Genomic DNA, 20,071 nt, shown 5'->3' on the forward strand with positions numbered 1-20,071 from the left:
GCCGTCGCCGGGCTGCCGGTCAGCGGGTCCGGCGGGCCGGAGCGGAGCGGGCGCGGGCGGGCGCCGGCGCCGGGGTGGCCGCCTTTCGCGCGGTCCGCTTGGCCGGGGCCTTCGCGGTGGTGGCGCTCTTGGCGGCCGCGGTGGTCTTCGCCGCCGCCGTCGACTTCGCCGCCGTGCTCTTGGCCGCCGTGCTCTTGGCCGCCGACTTGGCCGCCGTGGATTTGGCCGCCGTGGATTTGGCCGCCGTGGACTTGGCGGCCGTCGACTTGGCGGCCGTGGTGCTCTTGGCCGCCGGGGCGGTCTTCTTGGTGGCGGCGGCCTTCTTGGTCGCCGGCGCCGTCTTCGCCGCCGTGGTGGCCGTCTTCGCCGCGGTCGTCTTCTTGGCCGCGGTGGTGGTGGCCGCCTTGGTCGCGGACGTGGTCTTCGCCGCGGTCTTCTTGGCCGGCGTCGTCGTGACCGCCTTGGTGGCGGTCGTCTTCGCCGCGGTCTTCTTTGCCGCGGTCGCAGTGCCGGCCGTCTTCGCCGGTGCGGCCTTGGTGGCGGTGGACTTCTTCGCCGCCGCCGTGGCCGCCTTGGCCGGCTTTCCGCTCGCCACCAGATCACGGAATGTGCTGCCGGCCTTGAAGACCGCGACCGACGTCTTCTTCACCTTGACCGGCTCACCGGTTCGCGGATTGCGCGCCGTACGCGCATTGCGTGCCCGCTTCTCGAACGAACCGAATCCTGTGAGGGCCACCTTGTCGCCCTTGGCAACGGCGTTCTGAACCTCACTGATGAACGCGTCCAAAGCCAGTGTCGCGGTCTTCCTGTCTCCCAGCTTGACTGCGAGCGCCTCGATGAGCTCGGCCTTGTTCACGGTTTCCTCCCGGACGTGAGAACTGGCCCGTCACGGGCCATTCTGCGCGCACGGTATGCCCTGTGACCTGGTTACAGAAACATTCAGGGGAAAAAACCGTTGTGTCCCAACGAATACGCCCCTGCCGGGTGACCCGGCAGGGGCGCGCCAAAGAGGAAAAGGCTCAGACCACGACCGGCTTGAAAGCGGGACGCGTCTTCTCGTACGCGGTAATCGCCTCTTCGTGCCGCAGTGTGAGTCCGATGTCGTCGAGGCCCTCCATGAGGCGCCAGCGACTGAAATCGTCGATCGGGAAGCCATAGGCGGCATCGTCGACGCGGACCACACGGCTCTCCAGGTCGACGGTGATCTCCTTCTCCGGCTCGCTCTCGGCGAGGTCCCAGAGGCTCTCCACGATCTTCTGGTCGAGCTGGACCGGCAGCAGGCCCTCCTTGAGGGAGTTGCCGCGGAAGATGTCGCCGAAGCGGGAGGCGATGACCGCCTTGAAACCCCAGTCGCGCAGCGCCCAGACGGCGTGCTGCCGGGACGATCCGGTACCGAAGTTCGGGCCGGCGACCAGGATGGTGGCGCCCGCGTGGGCCGGCTTGTTCAACACGAACGACGGGTCCTCACGCCAGGCGTTGAAGAGGCCGTCCTCGAAGCCGGTCCGGGTGACCCGCTTCAGGTAGACCGCGGGGATGATCTGGTCGGTGTCCACGTCGGAACGGCGCAGCGGCATGACCTTGCCGCTGTGGGTGACGAACTTGTCCATTTTTCTCTCCGGCGGGATCAGAGGTCGGCGGGGGCGGCCAGCTTGCCGACCACGGCGGTGGCGGCGGCGACCTGCGGCGAGACCAGGTGGGTGCGCCCACCCTTGCCCTGCCGGCCCTCGAAGTTGCGGTTGGAGGTGGAGGCGGCGCGCTGGCCGGGGCTGAGCGTGTCCGGGTTCATGCCCAGGCACATCGAGCAGCCGGCGAACCGCCACTCGGCGCCGGCCTCGATGAAGACCTTGTCCAGGCCCTCCGCCTCGGCCTGCTCGCGCACCAGGTAGGAGCCGGGCACGATCATCATGCGGACGCCGTCGGCGACCTTGCGGCCACGGATCACGTCGGCGGCGGCACGCAGGTCCTCCAGGCGGCCGTTGGTGCACGAGCCGACGAAGACGACGTCGACCGGGACCTCGCGGAACGGGGTGCCGGGAGTCAGGTCCATGTACGCCAGGGCGCGCTCGGCGGCGCCGCGCTCGACCTCGTCCAGGAAGTCCTCGGGGCTGGGCACGACGCTGTTCAGCGAGGCGCCCTGGCCCGGGTTGGTGCCCCAGGTGATGAACGGGCTGATCGACGCCGCGTCCAGGATGATCTCGGTGTCGTACTCGGCGCCCTCGTCGGTGGGCAGGGTCTTCCAGTACGCGACGGCGGCGTCCCAGTCGGCGCCCTTCGCGGCGTGCCGGCGGCCCTTGAGGTATTCGAAGGTGGTCTCGTCCGGCGCGATCATGCCGGCCTTGGCGCCCCACTCGATCGACATGTTGCAGATGGTCATCCGGCCCTCCATGGAGAGCTTGCGGATGGCCTCGCCCCGGTACTCCACGATGTGGCCGTTGCCGCCACCGGTGCCGGTCTGCGTGATCAGGGCGAGGATCAGGTCCTTCGCGGAGACGCCCGGGCCGAGCTCGCCGACGACCGTGACCGCCATCGTCTTCGGCTTCGACTGCGGCAGCGTCTGGGTGGCGAGCACGTGCTCGACCTCACTGGTGCCGATGCCGAAGGCCAGCGCGCCGAACGCGCCGTGGGTCGCGGTGTGCGAGTCGCCGCAGACGATCGTCATGCCGGGCTGGGTGAGGCCGAGCTGGGGGCCGATCACGTGCACGATGCCCTGGTTCACGTCGCCCAGCGGACGGATCTCGACACCGAACTCGGCGCAGTTCTTGCGCAGGGTCTCGATCTGCGTGCGGGAGGTCGTGTCGGCGATCGTGAAGAGCTCGCCGCGTTTGGTGTTGAACGCGGGATCCGCATACCCGGTGGGGGTGTTGTGGTCCTCGGTAGCGAGCGTGAGGTCGGTACGGCGTACCGGCCGCCCGGCCATCCGCAGACCGTCGAACGCCTGCGGGCTGGTGACCTCGTGCAGCAGGTGTAGGTCGATGAAGAGCAGGTCGGGCTCACCCTCGGCCGTGCGCACCACGTGGTCATCCCAGACCTTCTCGGCCAGGGTCCTGGGTTTCCCGCTCTGGGGAGTGACTCCCACCATCTGGACATCCTAAATTCTGGAATGTATGTTTCGGCTTGTGGGACACAGTATGAGCGGTGTAGGCGTTCTCGACAAGGCGGTCGTCATCCTCGCCGCATGTGTCGACGGCGCCAGCCTTGCCGAGTTGGTCGAACGCACCAAGCTGCCGCGGGCGACCGCACATCGCCTGGCCCAGGCCTTGGAGATCCATCGGATGCTGGTGCGTGACACTCAAGGAAGATGGCGGCCAGGACCGAGATTGGGCGAGTTGGCCAATGCCGCGCCAGACGTTCTGCTGACCGCCGCGGAACCCCTGCTGTCCGCACTACGGGACGCCACGGGCGAGAGCGCTCAGCTTTATCTGCGTCGTGCCGATGAACGGATCTGCGTCGCCGCCGCCGAACGGGCGAGTGGTCTGCGCGACACCGTGCCGGTCGGTTCGGTGCTGCCGATGGTCGCCGGGTCGGCCGCCCAGATCCTGCTCGCGTGGGAGCCCCCCGAGGCTGTGATGCCGCTCCTACCGCGCTGCAAGTTCACCGGCCGCACTCTGGCCGAGGTGCGCCGCCGCGGCTGGGCCCAGAGCGTCGCCGAGCGTGAGCCGGGTGTGGCAAGCGTCTCCGCGCCGATCCGGGACCGCACCGGGCGGGTGATCGCGTCGATTTCGATAAGCGGTCCGATCGAGCGGCTGGGCCGTCGCCCCGGTGAGCGTCACGCGATGGCCGTCGTTCGCGCCGGCCAGCGCCTCTCCGGCCTCTAACCCCCCTCACCCACCTGCCTACCCACCTACCTGCCGCGATCTTGTGGGTTCCTGCCGCGCCGTTGGCGGAGACATTCACTAGATCGCGGCCGGTGGGGGCGCTGCTTCAGGGAGTCCAGACGGCGTTGTCGTGAGCGAAGAGCACCCGCCGCGGGTCGAACGTGAGCAGTCTCTCGATCCACGGCGGGGGTTCGCCGACCCCGGCCCGGTGAGCGAGCACGTCGCCGGTGAACGCGCTGGCGTGGTCGTGACTCTGCCCCGCCACGATCACGGTGCCGTCGGCGGCGGTCACCACCACCGACTGGTGTCCGGCGGTGTGCCCCGGAGTCGGAACGATCCGGACCCCGGGCAGGATCTCCGTCTCGCCGTCCAGTTCCTCATAGCGGGCGCCGGCGAAGTCGACCAACTCGGGAAGTGTGTGATGGGGCACGGTCCGGGCGGTGGCCAGCTCGGTCCGCTGGGTGAAGACCGGCACGCCGCCGAACTCCGGGTTGCCGCCACTGTGGTCGAAGTGGAGGTGGCAGTTCACCACGTACCGGATGTCGCCGATCGTGGCGCCGGCGGCCGCGAGCGCGGCTCCGAGCGGAACGCGGTGCGGCTGGTAGTGGGCGTCGACCTCGGGATGGCTGCCCATGCCGGTATCGACCAGGATCCGGCCGGCCGGGTGGTCGATGAGATAGCCCAGGGCGGGTTCGACCCGGGGCGCACCGGTGCCGGGTTCCTCGGCGGGCCGGATGAACCATCCGAAGTCGACGCGGCGAACGGTGAGGTCGGTCATCGCCGCAGTATTCCCGGCACGCGACGGCCCGGCCACGCCGATCTCCGGAGAGCAGAAAACGGCTTCCCGCGATCTCTGCTTCCGGCGCGGAAACTGAGGGGTGCTGAGGCAGCAGAGAAATAGATCGGCCCGCACCGGATCCGGTGCGGGCCGATCTTTCTGGTAGTCCCGAAGGGATTCGAACCCTCGCTACCGCCTTGAGAGGGCGGCGTCCTAGGCCGCTAGACGACGGGACCAAGAACTTCCGTTCACCGCCCGGTTGCGGCGGCGGGCTGAACTCTATCAGCACCTCCGCCGCAGCCGAAATCGGATATCCACCCACCTCAACACCGCCGGCGACGGCCGGACCACGGGCCCGCTCCGGGCGCCGCCCGGCACCCCTGAGGCGGCACCGAGAACGGCGGAGCCGCGGCCTGTGGCGGAGTGCGACAGGGCCCCAGCCCGCGAGTGGCGCCCACGTCGCGCGGGAGCTCACGCGACGTCGATGGCTGCGGCGGGGCGCGGCGGGCCGCGTATGAGATGAGGGTGGTGGAATGCGAAACGGCCCGCATCAGAAGATGCGGGCCGTTGCCGAATGTAGTCCCGAAGGGATTCGAACCCTCGCTACCGCCTTGAGAGGGCGGCGTCCTAGGCCGCTAGACGACGGGACCAGGACGTGCTATCTCGCTGTTTCCAGCGATAACTGCTTTCCAGCACTGCCCTCCCGGAGGAGGGCTGCGCTGGGGTACCAGGACTCGAACCTAGACTAGCTGAACCAGAATCAGCCGGGCTGCCAATTACCCCATACCCCATTTGGCCCGGCTTGCCGTGCCGTGGAGAACTTTACCCGAGGCCCCCCGGCCCACCAAATCGGGTTACCCGAATAGATCAGCGTGACGGCGCGCCCACTCCACGTAACGCATCGCCGGGCGGCCCAGCAGGTCGGAAACGGCCGGCACAGCCTGCTGAGGATGCTCGGTGAGTTGCGCGAGACCGTCCAGGTACCAACGGCCGTACTCGCCCATGACCTGCTCGAACTGAGCGATCGCGGCGTCACCGGTCAACTCCGTGTAGGTGAGCTCACGGCCCAGGGCCGTGCCGATGGCGGCGACCTTCGCGGGACGACTGAGCGCCTCGGGGCCGGTCAGCTCGTAGGACCTGCCCTGGTGATCCTCGGAGAGCAACACGCGGGCGGCGACGGCGGCGATGTCCTCCTGGGCGATCGGCGCGTTGATCGCGTCCGGGTACGCGTCCCGGACCTCGTCGCCGGCCTGGATCTGCGGGGCCCAGAGAGTCGCGTTCGCCATGAACTCACCGGGTTCGAGATGGGTGAACGGCACGCCGCAGGCCTCCACGCCGTCCTCGACTCCCTGCCAGTGGTCCCCTTTCGTCCCGGCCATGTCGACGATGTGCCGCACTCCGGCGTCCGCGGCCAGCCGGCAGACCTCGAAAGCGGTGGCGGGGTCGGGCGCGAGGTAGAGCTTCTCGACGCCCTTCAGCGCCTCGGCGACCGCGCCGGGCCGCTTGAAGGAGCCCTTCACCACCTCGACGCCGGGTGGCAGCGCGGCTCGGGTCGGGTCGACGGTCAGGGCCCGCACCTCGGTAGCGCCGAGCGCCAGCAACTCGTCGACGACCATCCGGCCGACGTTTCCGGTGGCTCCGGTGACCAGGATCCTCATTCTCGTACTCCCTACGGAAAGGCTTTCCCGTAGGGTATACGGAATCATGGAGAACTACCCACTGCTCTGGCGCCGCACTCTTCCCGCGAAGAAGCCCACCGGACGCCCGCCGCGACTCAGCGTCGACGCGGTGGTGGCCGCCGCGATCCGGATCGCCGACGCAGACGGGCTGGAGGCGGCCTCGATGGCGCGGGTCGCGGCGGATCTCGGGGTGGCGACGATGACGCTCTACACCTACGTGCCGTCCCGGGCCGATCTGATCGCGGCGATGGTCGACGATGTGCTGCTGGCCCGTCATCTGGCGGCCACCGAGCAGAGCTGGCGGGATCGGGTGGCGGTCTTCGCCGAGCGCACCCGGGAGATGTTCGTGACGCACCCCTGGCTGACCGAGGTGTCGCTGGTCCGGCCGCCGCTCGGTCCGGGCACGATGGCCGAGCGCGAGTTCCTGGTCGCCACGATGACCGGCGCGGGCGTGCCCGCCGGGCAGATCAACCGGGCGGCGCTGGCGGTGACGGCGTATGTCTACGCCTTCGCCCGGGAGGCCGGCGAGGACGCCCGGCTCAGCCGGATCAGCGGCCAGTCCACCGAGTCGTGGTGGCTGGAGCGGGGCGAGTTCTGGGAGAAGTGGTTCGACGTCGAGGCCTACCCGGCGATGACGGCCTTGTGGAACGCGGGCGGGTTCGAGGACCAGGCCGGTTTCGAGTACGGCCTGGCCCTGCTGCTCGACGGGATCGAGCGGTCAGTCGAGTGAGACCACCGGGTTACGCAGCTCGCCGATGCCCTGGATGCTGACCGACACGGTGTCGCCCGGCACGATCTGGCTCACACCGGCGGGCGTGCCGGTCAGGATGATGTCGCCCGGCAGCAACGTCATGACGTGCGACACGTAGGAGATCAAGCTCGGGATGTCGAAGACCATGTCCTTGGTCCGCCCGATCTGGCGCACCTCCATCGCCTCCGGGTCACGGCCGACCTCGCAGCGCACCTCGATGTCGCTGACGTCCAGGCCGGTGACGATCCACGGGCCGATCGGGCAGAACGAGTCGAAGCCCTTGGCCCGGGTCCACTGCGGGTCGGAACGCTGCAGGTCACGGGCGGTCACGTCGTTGCCGCAGGTGTAGCCGAAGATCGCCTTCTCGGCGCCGGCGCGGTCGACGCGGCGGGCGCCGGTCGCGCCGATCACGACGGCGAGCTCGGCCTCCTCCTCGACCCGGTTGGTGACCGCGGGGATCCGGATCGCGTCGTTCGGGCCGATCACCGAGGTGGACGGCTTGATGAAGATCAGCGGCTCCTTGGGCACCTCGTTGCCCATCTCGGCGGCGTGGTCGGCGTAGTTGCGGCCGACACCGATCACCTTGCTGGAGAAGATCGGGGCGAGCAGCCGGATGTCGGCCAGCGCCCATCGCTGCCCGGTGAGGCGCACCTCGTTGAAGGGCAGGCTGTCGATCTCGGCGACCGTCAGTCCCGAGGAGCCGTCGCCCTCGACGACGCCGAAAGAGACTCCCTTGGAATGGACAAAACGGGCGAAGCGCACGGGTGAACCCCATCTCTAGCAGTGCGGACTCCCGGCTGGCTCTCCGTGCCTCCCCGCCAGTCGCCGGGGCGGCACGGAGAACCAGCCGGACCACCCCGAAATCTACGCCGGTCGGGTTTCCGCACCGAGCCGTGGGAACGGCTCCAGGGCGAAGACCACCTCGACCGGCACCTCGAAGTAGCCGGAGATGCGCAGCGCCAGATGCAGGCTCGGGCTGAACTCGCCGCGCTCCAGGTAACCCACCGTCTGGTAGTGCACCCCGAGAGCGTCGGCGAGCTGCCGCCGCGTGATGCCACGCTCGGCACGCAGCATCGCGATCCGGTTGTAGGTGACCTCGCTGGCCATGTGCTCCCTCAAATGGTCCGGGACATCGCCCGCTCGCGGCGGGCCGCGACCAGCGAGCCGGACTCCCGCCTGGCCATCCGCCGCAGGATACGCGGAGCGAGGCCGAGCCCGAGCACAGCCCAGATCGCCAGCACCCCGGCCGTCGCCAGTTGCCGCTCCGGCTCACCGGGCAGGAACGCGGAGCGCAGCCCCGATCCCAGCCAGTACATCGGGAAGACCTGGGACACACCTTGCAGCCAGCCCGGCTGCACCGAGTGGGCATAGAAGATGCCGGAGATGGCGGTGAGGCCGAGCACCGGCAGCATCAGGATCGCGGCGCCCCGGGCGGTCTCGAAGAACGAACCGAGGATGGCGCCGGCCGGCATCAGGGCCAGCATCGACAACGGCAGCAGCCAGAGCAGGGTCAGCCAGGTGCCGCCGTCGAACCGCAGCCCCTCGACCAGGAAGGAACCCGGCAGCAGCGTCACCACGCAGGTGAGCACCATGACTCCGGCCACCAGCACGATCTTGCCGATCAGGTAGCCGATCATGCCGTTCGGCGTGGCCTTGGCCCGCAGCAGCGTGCCATCCTCCCGGTCCATCGTCAGGTACTGCGCCGTGGACGTCACCCCGCTGATCACCAGCAGCAGGGCCAGCGAACTGACCAGGCTGTAGGCGCCGAGCGACACGGTCGAGCCGGGCACCTCGTCGCCCTTGATCACCTGCAACCAGCCGATCAGCATGACCGGCGCGAACAGGTAGCCGATGACGTCGGCGACGTTGGTCACCGTCTGGCGCAACTCGATCACGCCGCGCCGCACACCGGCGCCGATCAGCCGTCTCATCGCCCCTCCCCCTCCGCCTCGCGGACCAGCCGCATGTAGGTCTCCTCCAGGCCGGCCCGCCGCACCTCGAGGTCGCCGATGGCCTCGCCGTGCTGGCCGAACAACTCGCGCACGAAGGAGGTGGCGTCGGCCGCCGAGTGCACGAACCGCCGCCCGTCCCGCGTCCAGCGGACCTCGGACTCGCCGGCCACCTGCCGGGACAGCTCGTCGGCCGAGCCGCTCGCGACGATCCGCCCGGTGGCCAGGATCAGGATGCGGTCGGCCAGCTTCTCCGCCTCGTCCAGGTCGTGCGTGGTCAGCAGCACGGTCGTCGAGTCCACATCGGTCAACCGGTGGATCAGGTCGTGGAAGTCACGCCGCGCCTCCGGGTCGAAGCCGACCGTCGGCTCGTCGAGGAAGAGCAGGTCGGGTCGCCCGACGATGCCGATCGCCACGTCGAGCCGGCGCCGCTGGCCACCGGAGAGCCTGCCGATCGCGGTGCCGGCCGCCGCGGTGAGACCGACCACCTCGAGCAGTTCGTCCACCACCCAGGGCCGGCGCTTCTCCGCCGTCGAATACGCCTCGTAGTAGGACCCGAGATGCGTGAGCAGCTCCCGGACCCGCCACTTGCTGTGGTCGCGCCACGACTGCAGCACCACCCCGAGCCGGGCCCGCCACCGCTCGTCGCCGGCCGCAGGATCGACCCCGAGCACCCGGGCGTGGCCACCGGACCGCGCCCGGAACCCCTCCAGGATCTCGATCGTGGTCGTCTTGCCGGCGCCGTTCGGCCCGAGCAGCACGACCACCTCGCCGGCACGTGCCGAGAAGTCGACACCGGCCAGCACTTCCTTGTCGCCATAACGCATGCGGAGATCCCGGACGTCGATCACCGGGTCTGCCCCCGGCGTGTCGACCACGGACCCCGCGGCCATTACCGATCCCGTCATGTAACGCACACTATCAATGTCGTAGTACATCTACTACATGTCGGCACACATCTTCAGTGCCAACGTTGGTGTCGGAACTCATTCGCGCCAAACGGTGATCGTGTTGATCGCCTTGGCTAGATACATTGGTGCGATGGGGATCAAGCAGGTGAGGGCACTCACCACCACGCTGCCCTCGGTCACCTGGATTCCCCTCGCCCGGGCGCACTCGGAGCGCGCCGACCAGATGACCGCGGGCCACCGTGCCCGCCGCGCCGCGGGCGAGAAACACGCCATCGAGGACTTTCTCTACGACTACTACGGGACCCGCCCGTCACTGCTGCGCCGCTGGCACCCCGGCGTCGGCACCGGCCTGTCACCGGCTCCCGACGGCCTGGCCGAGCACGCCGGGTGGAAGTTCTATCTGTCCCATCCCGACGGCGTCGTCACCCTCGACCAGGACGCGTTCATGCACGCCCGCGCCGAGAGCGTCCGCTACATCCACGGCCTGCTCACCGCGACCGCGTCCCGCCCGGTCTTCTCCGGCTGCTTCGGCCTGCACGAGTGGGCCATGGTCTACCGCGACAACGAGCACCGCCACGAGCTGCCGCTGCGCCTCGGCCAGGCCGGCACCGACGAGGTGGTCGAGCAGCACAGCATTCGCTGCACCCACTACGACGCGTTCCGCTTCTTCACTCCCGAGGCCGTCGGGCTCAACCGCCTGCAGCCCACCCGGGCCACCCAGATCGACCTCGACCAGCCCGGCTGCCTGCACGCCGCGATGGACGTGCACAAGTGGGCGCAGAAGCTCGGCCCCGCCGTTCCCGGCGCCCTCGCCCTCGACTGCTTCGCCCTGGCCGGCGAGATCCGCCTGCTGGACATGCAGGCCAGCCCCTACGACCTGGCCTCCTACGGCCATCCCCCGGTCAAGATCGAAACCCCGGAGGGCAAGGCGGAGTATGTCGCCCGCCAGCGGGAGCTGGCCCGCCGCGCGGCCGGCCTGCGCAGCCGTCTCATCCGCGTCTGCGAGGCCCTGCTCGGCCCGGCGGCCGCCGCCCAAAATCGCGAGGCAGTAGCCCCCTTCAACCATCGCTGACCTCGCCGCCCCCCTCGCCGTTTCGCGATCTTGCGGACTTCCGGCGCACCGTGGCCGGACAACTCCACAAGGTCGGCGCTGGAGGGCAGCGGTAAGGCGGGTGGGTGATGGCGGTTGGCTAGTCGTGGTCGGGGCGGCGGTTTCGTTTTGTCTGGGCGCGGCGCTTCTTCTCGGAGATGCGGCGCTCCACGGAACCGCGCGTCGGCTTCGTCGCACGGCGGGCCCGGGGTGGCGCCGCGACCGCACCGGCGATCAGCCCGGCGAGGCGATCGGCGGCCGCCTCCCGGTTGCGAAGTTGCGAGCGGTGCTCGGCGGCGGTGATCGTGATGACACCCTGGACCAGGCGGGCGCCGAGGCGTTCGGCGGCGCGCGCTTTCAACATCGGGGGCAGCAGGTCGGAGCCGAGCAGGTCCCACGACAGCTCGACCCTCGAATCGGTGGTGTTGACGCCCTGACCGCCCGGGCCGCTCGCGCGGGAGAAACGCCACGCGAGTTCGGCCGCCGGGATGGTCAGGCGGTCGTTCACCCGTACGTCCTCAAGCACGCCGCCCAGCATCGCACCCGGACCGATCATGTGCCATGGGGTTATCGACCGGCAGCGGCGCAGCCGCGCCGGAAATGCGGCGGACAGGGCATGATTGCACGGGTGACGTCACCATCCGCACCGGTCGCCACGACCGGGTATCCGTGGCCCATCGAAACCGCGCAGCTCGCGAACGGCCTGCGCGTCGTCGTCAGCGAGGACCGGACGGCCCCGGTCGTCTGCGTCAACCTCTGGTACGACGTCGGTTCCCGGCACGAACCGCCAGGCCAGACCGGGTTCGCGCACCTCTTCGAGCACCTGATGTTCGAGGGGTCGCAGCACGTGAAGAAGACCGAGCACATGAAGCTGGTGCAGGGCAACGGCGGTTCGCTGAACGCGACCACCAACCCGGACCGGACCAACTACTTCGAGACGATGCCGTCGGAGCACCTGGAGTTGGCGCTCTGGCTGGAGGCGGACCGGATGGGCGGGCTGGTTCCGGCGCTCACCCAGGAGACGCTCGACAACCAGCGCGAAGTGGTCAAGAACGAGCGGCGCCAGCGGTACGAGAACGTGCCGTACGGCGACGCCTGGCTGCGTCTGCTGCCGCTGCTCTACCCGCAGGGCCATCCCTATCATCACGCCACGATCGGGTCGATGGAGGACCTGAACGCGGCCGCCCTGGAAACCTTCCAGGCGTTCCACCAGCAGTACTACGCGCCGAACAACGCCGTGCTCACGGTCGTCGGGGACACCACGCCGGCTGAGGTGTTCGCGCTGGCGGAGAAGTACTTCGGGGCGATCGCCACGGTGCCGGGCATCCCGGCGGCCCCGGACGGAACCCTGCCGACCCCGGCGACCGAGGCGGTCCGCGAGGCGGTCACCGCCAAGGTGCCGGCTCCCCGGATCTACCTGTCGCACCGGACGTACCCATTCGGCACGGCCGGCTACGACGCGGTGACGGTGCTCGCCACGGTGCTCGGCAACGGGCGTGGCAGCCGCCTCTACCAGCGGCTCGCCGACGGCTCCCGGATCGCCCAGCCCGACTACATCGGGGCGTACGGGGTGGACCTGGCGCACGCGCCGGCCCCGCTGATCATCACCGCCACCGCCAAGGACGGCGTCGGGATCGACGCCCTGGAGGCCGGCCTGACCGAGGTGGTGCAGAGCCTGATCGACGAGCCGGTCACCCCCGACGAGCTGAACCGGGCCAAGGCGCTGCTGACCACCGCGTGGTGGCGGGGCGTCTCCACGGTCGGCGGCCGCGCCGACCTGCTGGGCCGGTACGCCACCCAGTTCGGTGACCCGGCCACCGCCGCCGACCGCCTGCCGAAGTGGCTGGCCGTCACGGCCGACGACGTCACCGAGGCCGCCGCGCACGTGCTGCGCCCCGAGTCCCGCGTCACCCTCACCTACGTTCCCGGGGAGCCCTCATGACCCTCGTCACCACGCGCCCGGGCACCGGAGCGGCCCGCCCGTACGCCTTCCCCGCCGTCCGCCGGGTCACCGCCCACGGCGGCACGGTGATCGCCGCCCACCTGCCGGGGCAGATCCTCGCCAGCGCGCTGCTGCTGCTCGACGCCGGCGCCGCCCGGGAGACCGACGGCCGCGAGGGTACGGCCACCGTGCTCGCCAAATCGCTGGAGGAGGGCACCCGCAAACGCGACTCGGCGGCGTACGCCCTCGCGCTGGAGAGTCTCGGCGCCGAACTGTCCCCCGGGGTCGACTGGGACACCTTCCGGGTGGGGGTGTCGGCGCCCGGCCCGTTGCTGGCCGACGCCATGCGGCTGGCCGCCGAGGCCGCCCGCACGCCGAAACTGGATCCGGCGGACGTGGCGCGTGTCCGCGACGACGAGGTGACCGCTCTGCGAATGGACTGGGCGCAGCCCGGCCCGCGAGCCGACGCCACGTTGCGCGCCGACCTGTTCGGCGATGACGGCCGGTACAGCCGCCCGCTGCACGGCGATCCCACCTCGGTGGCGGCGGTGACCGTCGACGACGTGCTCGCCTTCCACGAGGCGTGGCTGCGGCGGCCCGGCGTGCTGCTGGTCGCCGGCGACCTGGACGCGCTCGACCTGGCGGCGCTGGCGGAGGCCGCGTTCGACGGCACGTCCGGCGACCCGCTGGAGCAGGCCGGGCCGCTCGGCGTGCGGCTCCCGCCGCGGCGGCGCACGATCCTGGTGGACCGGCCGGACTCGGTGCAGTCGACGCTGCGGCTCGGGCACCGGGCGCCGGAGCGGGCCACACCCGACTACGTGCCGATGACGCTCGCGGCGACCGTGCTCGGCGGGGCGTTCACGTCCCGGCTGAACCATCTGATCCGCGAGGTGAAGGGGTACACGTACGGGATCCGGGGGTCGTACGCGATGACCCGCCGGTCCGGCCGTTTCGAGGTGGCCGCCGGGGTGCAGACCGCGGTGACCGCTCCGGCGATCCGGGACACCCTCGGGGAGATCGCCCGCACCCAGCGGGAGGGCGTCACCGAGGCGGAGCTGGAGGTGGCGCGCTCGTGGCGGGCCGGCCAGCTGTCGGTCGAGATGCAGACGCCGGGGGCGATCGCCGGCGCCCTGGCCACCCTGGTGGTGCACGGCCTTCCGGACGACTACTACGAGACGCTGCGCCGCGAATACCTGGAGGCCACCGTCGAGCAGGTGTCGAAGGCCGCGGCCGAGCACCTGGCCGTCGACGGGCTGACCCTGGTCGTCGAGGGCGACGGCGCCGCGATCCGCGAGGAGCTCACCGAGTTCGGCGACCTGATCGACTCCGACATCTGACGCCGCGAGGGGGTGGGCGCGGGCCCACCCCCTGTCAGACAACTACTCCTGTCAAGAGACTAGCGGTCGTGGAGCAACTAGCTCTACGCTTCTCCCATGCCGTCACAACTGCATGAAACCCTCATCGAAATGTTCCGGAGCAGGCCCTCTCGCTGCGGAACTACTTGACGGCCCGCTGCACGGCGCACTTCCCGAGTACGAGGAAGCCCACCTCTCCTCCGCCGAGCTCACCGATGTCGCCCCGACCGAGTACCGCGCCGATGCCGTGGTCACCTTGACCCGGTCAGGCGCCGACGTGCTGGCGGTCGTCATCGAGGTGCAGCTCCGCGTCGACACCAAGAAACGCCGCAGCTGACCCGCCTACGTCGCCACCCTGCACGCACGCCTGGGATGCCCGGTCGTCCTGCTGGCGCTCTGCCCGGACCCGAAGGTCGCCGCCTGGGCCACCGACCCGATCGCCATCGGCCCGCCTGGGTCACGGGTCACTCCGATGGCTTTCGGCCCGGAGCGCATTCCTGTCGTCACCGATCCCGGCATGGCCCGGCGGCTGCCCGAGCTCGCCGTGCTCTCGACCCTTGCCCACGCCGACCGTTCCGACCCGCTTCCCCTTTTCGAAGCGCTGGTCAACGCCCTGGACGTCATCGATGCGGCCCACGCCGCGCTATACCATGACGTCATGCTCACGGCGTTGCCGACCGCAACCCGCAAGCTACTGGAGGACTTCATGACCACCACGGACTATCCGTTCCAGAGTGACTTCGCGCGCCGGCACTTCGCCGCCGGAAAAGCCGCGGCCAAGGCTGAGGCGATTCTCGCGTTTCTCACGGCCCGTGGCATCGAGGTGCCCGACGAGGCGCGCATGAAGATCGCTGAATGTACCGACCTGGACCAGCTCGATCAATGGATTCAGCGGGCCGCGACCGCCGAGCAGGTGGCTGACCTGGGCGGACCGCTCATCGACTGACGTGCCCAGGCCGGGCGAATCGCGACGGTTGTCGATGATGTGACCTGGGCCGCGTTGGTCCGATGCGGTGGCGGCGGGCGGCTAACGTCGCCGCCATGACGATCACCGACGCACCGCCCGCGGCACGCCCGGCCGCACGGCGACGCATCGTCCGGGCCTCTCTGGTCTGGCTGCTCCTGGTTCCGGCGGCCATCTGGTTCCCGGCCCGCACCTTCGGGTGGGAGGGTGGCCTCTGGGTCCAGTTCCTGGCCTTCACGCCCTATGTCGCCGTCTGGACCCTGGTTCCAGTCGGGGTCGCGCTGATCGCCCGCAATGGGGCGGCCGCCGCGCTGGCCACGCTGATCGCCTTCGGTTTCGGGCAGGCTGTGGTGCCGCGTGTCCTGGCCGATGCCGACCGAGGCCCGTCCCAGGGCGTCGAGATGCGCGTGATGACGTCGAACCTGCTGTTCAGCGACGCCGACGCGAACGAGATCGTGAAGCTGGTGCGCGACAACCGGGTGGACGTGCTGGCGGTGCAGGAATTCACCGAGCACGGACAGGCAGCGTTGAAGGCGGCCGGCCTGGAGACGATCCTGCCGTTCAACCAGCCCGCTCCGGAGTGGGGTGCGAGCGGTTCGGGCCTCTACTCCCGCTTCCCGTTCGCCGAGCAGGCCGCCCGGCGTAACGACGGCGGTTTCCAGCAGGCGCACGCGACGATCCAGGTGCCGGGCGCCGCGACGATCTACGTCGAGTCGGTGCACCCGTTGGCCCCGGCCCACCCGGATATGGTCTCCGGCTGGTCGGCCGACCTGCGTGATCAGGTGCCGGCCGAGGGCGGCCTCCCCAAGATCCTGATGGGTGACTTCAACGCGACACTCGACCACAAGCCGCTGCGTGACCTGATCGCCACCGGCTACCGGGACGCCGCCGACGCGGTCGGCAAGGGCTGGATCGGCACCTGGGGACCGTACGACGGTGATCCGATTCCGCCGGTCACCATCGATCACGTGCTGGTCGACGAGCGGATCGGCGTGCAGGATGTGCAGGTGCACAGCGTGAAGGAAACCGATCATCGCTCGGTGATCGCCTGGGTGACGGTTCCCACGGCATGACCGGGATCCGCCTGATCAGCCCGGCCGACGCGGAAGAACTGGCCGCCCTGCTGCGGGCCAACCGGGAGCATCTGGAGCCCTGGGACCCGGAGCGGGACGAGTCCTACTACACCGCCGCCGGCCAGTGGCAGATCATCTCCGATCTGATGCGGGCGGGCAACGCGCTGCCGCACGCGATCGTCGAGGACGGCCGGATCATCGGCCGGGTCAACCTGTCGAACGTCGTGCACGGCGCGTTCCAGTCGGCCAACCTCGGTTACTGGGTGGCGGCGGACGTCGCGGGGCGCGGGGTCGCGAGCGCCGCTGTCGCCGCGGTGGTCGAGGCCGCGTTCACCACTTACGGTCTGCATCGGGTCGAGGCGGGCACCCTGCTGCACAACGTGCGGTCGCAGCGTGTTCTCGAACGCAACGGTTTCGAGCGGTTCGGGATGGCGCAGCGGTACCTGCGGATCGCCGGTGACTGGCAGGACCACTACCTCTACCAGCTTCTGGCGGAAAACTGGCTGGCCGCCCGGAACGAGAACTCCTAGCATCGTCGGCATGATGCTCAGCTCGATGACGACCGCGCCGGAACTCTCCCGGCGTGTCTGTTGAGCTGATCCGCGAAGCCAATCCACAGCCCCGGGCGACCTGCCCGGGGCTGTGTCGTTCGGGGTCACCGCGAAGGAGACCCACGATGCCTGTTGATCACCGCAAGCTCGGCCGCGAGCTGGACCTGTTCGACTCCGACCCGCTGATCGGCGCCGGCCTGCCGTTCTGGCTGCCGGGTGGCGCGGCCGCCCGCCACGAGGTCGAGTCCTTTCTGTACGACCTGGAGCGCCGCGCCGGGTACCGGCACGTCTATTCGCCGGCGCTGGGCAGACGGAAGATGTACGAATTGTCCGGCCACTGGTCGAACTTCGCCGACGACATGTTCCCGCCGATGCGGGTCGGTGATGACGAGCTGGTTCTGCGGCCCAGTCTCTGCCCGCATCACGCTCTGATCTTCTCCGCGCGCGGCAGGTCGTACCGTGACCTGCCGTTGCGGATCGCCGAGTTGGGGCCGATGTACCGGGCGGAACGTTCGGGCGTCCTCGGCGGCCTGTCCCGGGTGCGGTCGATCCTGCTCAACGACGCCCACATCTTCTGCGCGGAGGATCAGGCGGGCGCCGAGGTGGCCGGGGTGCTGGGGCTGATGCGCCAGGCGCACGCGGTCCTCGGCATGGGCGCGGTCTCCTACCGGTTGTCGTTGCGCGGGCCGGGAAAGAGGTACGGCGGGGACGACGCCGTGTGGGCACGGGCCGAGGCGCTGCTGCGTGGCGCGCTGGCCGACGCGAAGGTCGCGTACGTGGAGGCGGCGGGCGAGGCGGCGTTCTACGGCCCGAAGATCGACGTGCAGGTGGCCGATCCCTCCGGCCGGGAGTGGACCCTCGCCACCGTTCAGGTCGACTACCACCAGCCGGAGCGGTTCAAGCTGGGGTACGTGAACGCGAGCGGCGGGCGGGACCGGCCGGTCATGGTGCACCGCAGCCTGGCCGGCTCGATGGAGCGGCTGTTCGGGCACCTGATCGAGGTGCACGAGGGCGCGTTCCCGGTCTGGTATGCCCCGGTTCAGCTCGCGGTGCTGCCGGTCGGCGCCGATCAGGACGCCGCGGCCCGGGAGTTCGCCGCCGAGGCCGCCGACCTGCGTGTGGAGGTCCTGCACGACGGCTCGGTCGGCGCCCGGATCCGCAAGTGCCGGAGGGTTCCGTACATCGCGGTGATCGGCGCCCGGGAAGCCGCCGAGCGGCAGGTGGCGCTGCGGCTGCGGGACGGGCGACGCCTGGATCCGATGCCGGGGGCGGCGGCGATCGCATCGATCAGAGCCGCCGCCCGGAGCAGGGGACAGGATCAGGCGGGAGCGGAGGTACGCGCCAACCCGTAGGTGAGGGCATCGACGAGGGCCGTCCAGCTGGCCTCGACGATGTTCTCGTGCACGCCGACCGTGGTCCATTCGCGGTTGCGATCGCTGGTCTCCAGCAGCACCCGGGTGATCGCATTGGTGCCGTGGCTGCCCTCCAGGATCCGCACCTTGAAGTCGGACAGCTCGAACGTCTTCAGCTGCGGATAGTGGTTCTGGAGGGCGCTGCGCAACGCCTCGTCGAGGGCGTTGACCGGGCCGTTGCCCTCGGCCGTGGCGATCACCCGCTCGCCACGGACGCGCACCTTGACGGTGCCCTCGGAGATGACCGTGCCGTCCTCCCGGTGCTCGACCAGCACCCGGTACGACTCCAGGGTGAACGGCCGTGCCAGATCGGCGCCGGGCAGTTCGCCGCGGACCAGCAGCTCGAAGGACGCGTCGGCGGCCTCGAACGACCAGCCGCCCGCTTCCAGGTCCTTGACCTTGCGGGTCACGGCGGTCAAGGTGTCCGGGTGGCCGGCCAGGTCCAGCCCGAGCTCACGGCTCTTGAGCTCGATGCTGGCCCGGCCGGCCATCTCGGTTACCAGGATCCGCATGTCGTTGCCCACCACCGACGGGTCGACGTGGTTGTAGAGCAGCGGATCCACTTTGATCGCGCTCGCGTGCAGCCCCGCCTTGTGAGCGAATGCCGCGGCCCCGACGTAGGCCTGGTGGGTGTCGGGGGCGATGTTGGCGATCTCGGCGAGCGCGGTGGAGACCCGCGTCGCCTTCTCCAGGCATCCGTCCGGTAGGACTTTCAGCCCGAGCTTGAGTTGCAGGTTGCTGACGACGGCGAACAGGTCGGCGTTGCCGGGGCGTTCGCCGTACCCGTTGGCGGTGCACTGGAAGTGCTCGACGCCGGCCTCGACCGCGGCGATGGTGTTGGCGACCGCGCAGGCGGTGTCGTTCTGGCAGTGGATGCCGAGCCGGTCCGGGGTCACGCCGGTCCGGGCGACGACCTCCTCGATCGCCTTGGTGATCATCGACGGGAGCATGCCGCCGTTGGTGTCACACATGACCACCCGCTCGGCGCCCGCCTCGATGGCGGCCGTCACGACACTCGCCGTGTACGCCGGGTCGTAGCGGAAGCCGTCGAAGAAGTGCTCACAGTCGACGAACGCGCGCCGCCCGTTGGCGACCAGGTGCCGCACGGTGTCCCGGACCATCGCCAGATTCTCGTCGCCGGTGGTGCGCAGCGCCCGCTCCACGTGCCGGATGTCCGACTTCGCGACCACGCAGACCACCGGCGTACCCGCGTCGATGAGGGCTTTGACCTGCGCGTCCTCAGCGACGTCGACGCCTGCCTTGCGGGTGGCCCCGAAAGCGACCAGGACCGCGTGCCGCAGGTCCAGTTCGGTCTTCGCCCGTGCGAAGAACTCGGTGTCCTTGGGCATGGCGCCCGGCCAGCCGCCCTCGATGAAGCCCACCCCGAACTCGTCCAGCAGGCGTGCGACGGCGAGTTTGTCGGCGACCGTGTAGCTGATTCCCTCGCGTTGTCCGCCATCACGCAGCGTCGTGTCGAACACCTGGTAGTCCATCGGGGAAGTCCTTTCGATTGGTCACCCACCACTCACAACAAAAAGACCCCCCGCGGATGCGGGAGGTCTGCGCGTCGGCGATGAGGTCAGCCGGCGCGCCAGGTGCGAATAATCAGCACGGAGTGGGTCACGGTTGTGAGCATGCCACGCCGGGCGCCCGGTGAGACCACAAATCCAAAAGCTGAGACGGTACGCGCGGCGCGCCACCCGGCCGGCGGATCCCGATCGGATGAACGCCAGGGCCAATCCCCCGGTCCTGGCGTTCGGTCGGGAGACTTCGCCGATCGGCTCCACCGCGCGCGCGAACG

The 20,071-nt window shown here is 70.0% G+C and carries 21 protein-coding genes and 3 tRNA genes; 10 read left to right on the plus strand and 14 right to left on the minus strand.

The window, feature by feature from the left end:
- Positions 1 to 19 precede the first annotated feature (19 nt).
- From QLQ12_RS03660 to leuC, 3 genes are all read right to left on the minus strand, one after another.
- Positions 20 to 856: an HU family DNA-binding protein gene (locus QLQ12_RS03660; protein WP_282757090.1), complete on the minus strand. Its 837-nt coding sequence runs from the start codon at positions 854 to 856 to the stop codon at positions 20 to 22.
- 163 nt (positions 857 to 1,019) lie between these two features.
- Positions 1,020 to 1,607, minus strand: a complete 588-nt coding sequence (gene leuD, locus QLQ12_RS03665; RefSeq protein ID WP_282757091.1) for a 3-isopropylmalate dehydratase small subunit — start codon at positions 1,605 to 1,607, stop codon at positions 1,020 to 1,022.
- Positions 1,608 to 1,624: 17 nt separating this feature from the next.
- On the minus strand, positions 1,625 to 3,079 hold the full coding sequence (leuC, locus tag QLQ12_RS03670; RefSeq protein ID WP_282757092.1) for a 3-isopropylmalate dehydratase large subunit: 1,455 nt from the start codon (positions 3,077 to 3,079) through the stop codon (positions 1,625 to 1,627).
- A gap of 49 nt (positions 3,080 to 3,128) precedes the next feature.
- Between leuC and QLQ12_RS03675 the strand changes: the two genes are divergently transcribed.
- Positions 3,129 to 3,815, plus strand: coding sequence for an IclR family transcriptional regulator (locus QLQ12_RS03675; protein WP_014447202.1), 687 nt, complete (start codon positions 3,129 to 3,131; stop codon positions 3,813 to 3,815).
- A 106-nt stretch (positions 3,816 to 3,921) separates the two neighbouring features.
- Here the strand turns inward: QLQ12_RS03675 and QLQ12_RS03680 are convergent, their stop codons facing one another.
- From QLQ12_RS03680 to QLQ12_RS03700, 5 genes are all read right to left on the minus strand, one after another.
- Entirely contained in the window at positions 3,922 to 4,593 is a 672-nt protein-coding gene (locus QLQ12_RS03680; protein ID WP_282757093.1) for an MBL fold metallo-hydrolase, read from the minus strand.
- 160 nt (positions 4,594 to 4,753) lie between these two features.
- A tRNA-Glu gene (locus tag QLQ12_RS03685) sits at positions 4,754 to 4,829 on the minus strand.
- A 341-nt stretch (positions 4,830 to 5,170) separates the two neighbouring features.
- Positions 5,171 to 5,243: transfer RNA gene (locus QLQ12_RS03690), tRNA-Glu, on the minus strand.
- A 69-nt stretch (positions 5,244 to 5,312) separates the two neighbouring features.
- A tRNA-Gln gene (locus QLQ12_RS03695) sits at positions 5,313 to 5,384 on the minus strand.
- A gap of 63 nt (positions 5,385 to 5,447) precedes the next feature.
- Positions 5,448 to 6,251, minus strand: coding sequence for an NAD(P)H-binding protein (locus tag QLQ12_RS03700; protein ID WP_282757094.1), 804 nt, complete (start codon positions 6,249 to 6,251; stop codon positions 5,448 to 5,450).
- 46 nt (positions 6,252 to 6,297) lie between these two features.
- Here QLQ12_RS03700 and QLQ12_RS03705 point away from each other — a divergent pair, with 46 nt between their 5' ends.
- The gene (locus QLQ12_RS03705) at positions 6,298 to 7,002 is read left to right on the plus strand and encodes a TetR/AcrR family transcriptional regulator C-terminal domain-containing protein (protein WP_282757095.1); all 705 of its coding nucleotides are present in this window, start codon (positions 6,298 to 6,300) and stop codon (positions 7,000 to 7,002) included.
- Here the strand turns inward: QLQ12_RS03705 and QLQ12_RS03710 are convergent.
- The 4 genes from QLQ12_RS03710 to QLQ12_RS03725 all read right to left on the minus strand — a co-directional run bounded on the left by QLQ12_RS03710 (position 6,991) and on the right by QLQ12_RS03725 (position 9,880).
- Positions 6,991 to 7,785, minus strand: coding sequence for a fumarylacetoacetate hydrolase family protein (locus QLQ12_RS03710; RefSeq protein WP_282757096.1), 795 nt, complete (start codon positions 7,783 to 7,785; stop codon positions 6,991 to 6,993). The genes QLQ12_RS03705 and QLQ12_RS03710 overlap by 12 nt on opposite strands.
- Positions 7,786 to 7,887: 102 nt before the next feature.
- Positions 7,888 to 8,130, minus strand: a complete 243-nt coding sequence (locus QLQ12_RS03715) for a helix-turn-helix transcriptional regulator (RefSeq protein ID WP_282757097.1) — start codon at positions 8,128 to 8,130, stop codon at positions 7,888 to 7,890.
- Between the two features lie 8 nt (positions 8,131 to 8,138).
- Positions 8,139 to 8,954, minus strand: a complete 816-nt coding sequence (locus QLQ12_RS03720) for an ABC transporter permease (protein ID WP_282757098.1) — start codon at positions 8,952 to 8,954, stop codon at positions 8,139 to 8,141.
- The gene (locus QLQ12_RS03725; protein WP_282757099.1) at positions 8,951 to 9,880 is read right to left on the minus strand and encodes an ABC transporter ATP-binding protein; all 930 of its coding nucleotides are present in this window, start codon (positions 9,878 to 9,880) and stop codon (positions 8,951 to 8,953) included. Before QLQ12_RS03725 ends, QLQ12_RS03720 begins: the two co-directional genes overlap by 4 nt.
- A gap of 133 nt (positions 9,881 to 10,013) precedes the next feature.
- Here QLQ12_RS03725 and QLQ12_RS03730 point away from each other — a divergent pair, with 133 nt between their 5' ends.
- Positions 10,014 to 10,955, plus strand: a complete 942-nt coding sequence (locus QLQ12_RS03730) for a 3-methyladenine DNA glycosylase (RefSeq protein ID WP_282757100.1) — start codon at positions 10,014 to 10,016, stop codon at positions 10,953 to 10,955.
- 118 nt (positions 10,956 to 11,073) lie between these two features.
- On the opposite strand, the gene arfB is transcribed toward QLQ12_RS03730, so the two are convergent.
- A complete protein-coding gene (gene arfB / locus QLQ12_RS03735) occupies positions 11,074 to 11,511 on the minus strand; it encodes an alternative ribosome rescue aminoacyl-tRNA hydrolase ArfB (protein ID WP_282757340.1) in 438 nt (145 codons plus the stop codon).
- 78 nt (positions 11,512 to 11,589) lie between these two features.
- On the opposite strand from arfB, the gene QLQ12_RS03740 reads away from it, so the two are divergent.
- The 7 genes from QLQ12_RS03740 (at position 11,590) to thrS (ending at position 18,210) form a co-directional block, all read left to right on the plus strand.
- Entirely contained in the window at positions 11,590 to 12,915 is a 1,326-nt protein-coding gene (locus QLQ12_RS03740; protein ID WP_282757101.1) for a M16 family metallopeptidase, read from the plus strand.
- Positions 12,912 to 14,252, plus strand: a complete 1,341-nt coding sequence (locus tag QLQ12_RS03745) for a M16 family metallopeptidase (protein ID WP_282757102.1) — start codon at positions 12,912 to 12,914, stop codon at positions 14,250 to 14,252. The genes QLQ12_RS03740 and QLQ12_RS03745 overlap by 4 nt, the downstream gene beginning before the upstream one ends.
- 112 nt (positions 14,253 to 14,364) lie before the next feature.
- Positions 14,365 to 14,607: a hypothetical protein gene (locus QLQ12_RS03750; RefSeq protein ID WP_282757103.1), complete on the plus strand. Its 243-nt coding sequence runs from the start codon at positions 14,365 to 14,367 to the stop codon at positions 14,605 to 14,607.
- Positions 14,608 to 14,742: 135 nt separating this feature from the next.
- Positions 14,743 to 15,216, plus strand: a complete 474-nt coding sequence (locus QLQ12_RS03755; protein ID WP_282757104.1) for a hypothetical protein — start codon at positions 14,743 to 14,745, stop codon at positions 15,214 to 15,216.
- A gap of 95 nt (positions 15,217 to 15,311) precedes the next feature.
- The gene (locus tag QLQ12_RS03760; protein WP_282757105.1) at positions 15,312 to 16,307 is read left to right on the plus strand and encodes an endonuclease/exonuclease/phosphatase family protein; all 996 of its coding nucleotides are present in this window, start codon (positions 15,312 to 15,314) and stop codon (positions 16,305 to 16,307) included.
- The gene (locus QLQ12_RS03765; RefSeq protein WP_282757106.1) at positions 16,304 to 16,837 is read left to right on the plus strand and encodes a GNAT family N-acetyltransferase; all 534 of its coding nucleotides are present in this window, start codon (positions 16,304 to 16,306) and stop codon (positions 16,835 to 16,837) included. The genes QLQ12_RS03760 and QLQ12_RS03765 overlap by 4 nt, the downstream gene beginning before the upstream one ends.
- Before the next feature lie 146 nt (positions 16,838 to 16,983).
- Complete coding sequence (thrS, locus tag QLQ12_RS03770; protein ID WP_282757107.1) at positions 16,984 to 18,210, plus strand: threonine--tRNA ligase; 1,227 nt, start codon at positions 16,984 to 16,986, stop codon at positions 18,208 to 18,210.
- On the opposite strand, the gene cimA is transcribed toward thrS, so the two are convergent.
- Positions 18,177 to 19,763 carry a citramalate synthase gene (cimA, locus tag QLQ12_RS03775; RefSeq protein WP_282757108.1) on the minus strand — a complete coding sequence of 529 codons (1,587 nt, stop codon included), beginning with the start codon at positions 19,761 to 19,763 and terminating at the stop codon, positions 18,177 to 18,179. The two genes, thrS and cimA, sit on opposite strands and share 34 nt — an antisense overlap.
- Positions 19,764 to 20,071 lie beyond the last annotated feature (308 nt).

Origin of the sequence: Actinoplanes sandaracinus, assembly GCF_030009775.1 — a bacterium.
GTDB lineage: Bacteria > Actinomycetota > Actinomycetes > Mycobacteriales > Micromonosporaceae > Actinoplanes > Actinoplanes sandaracinus.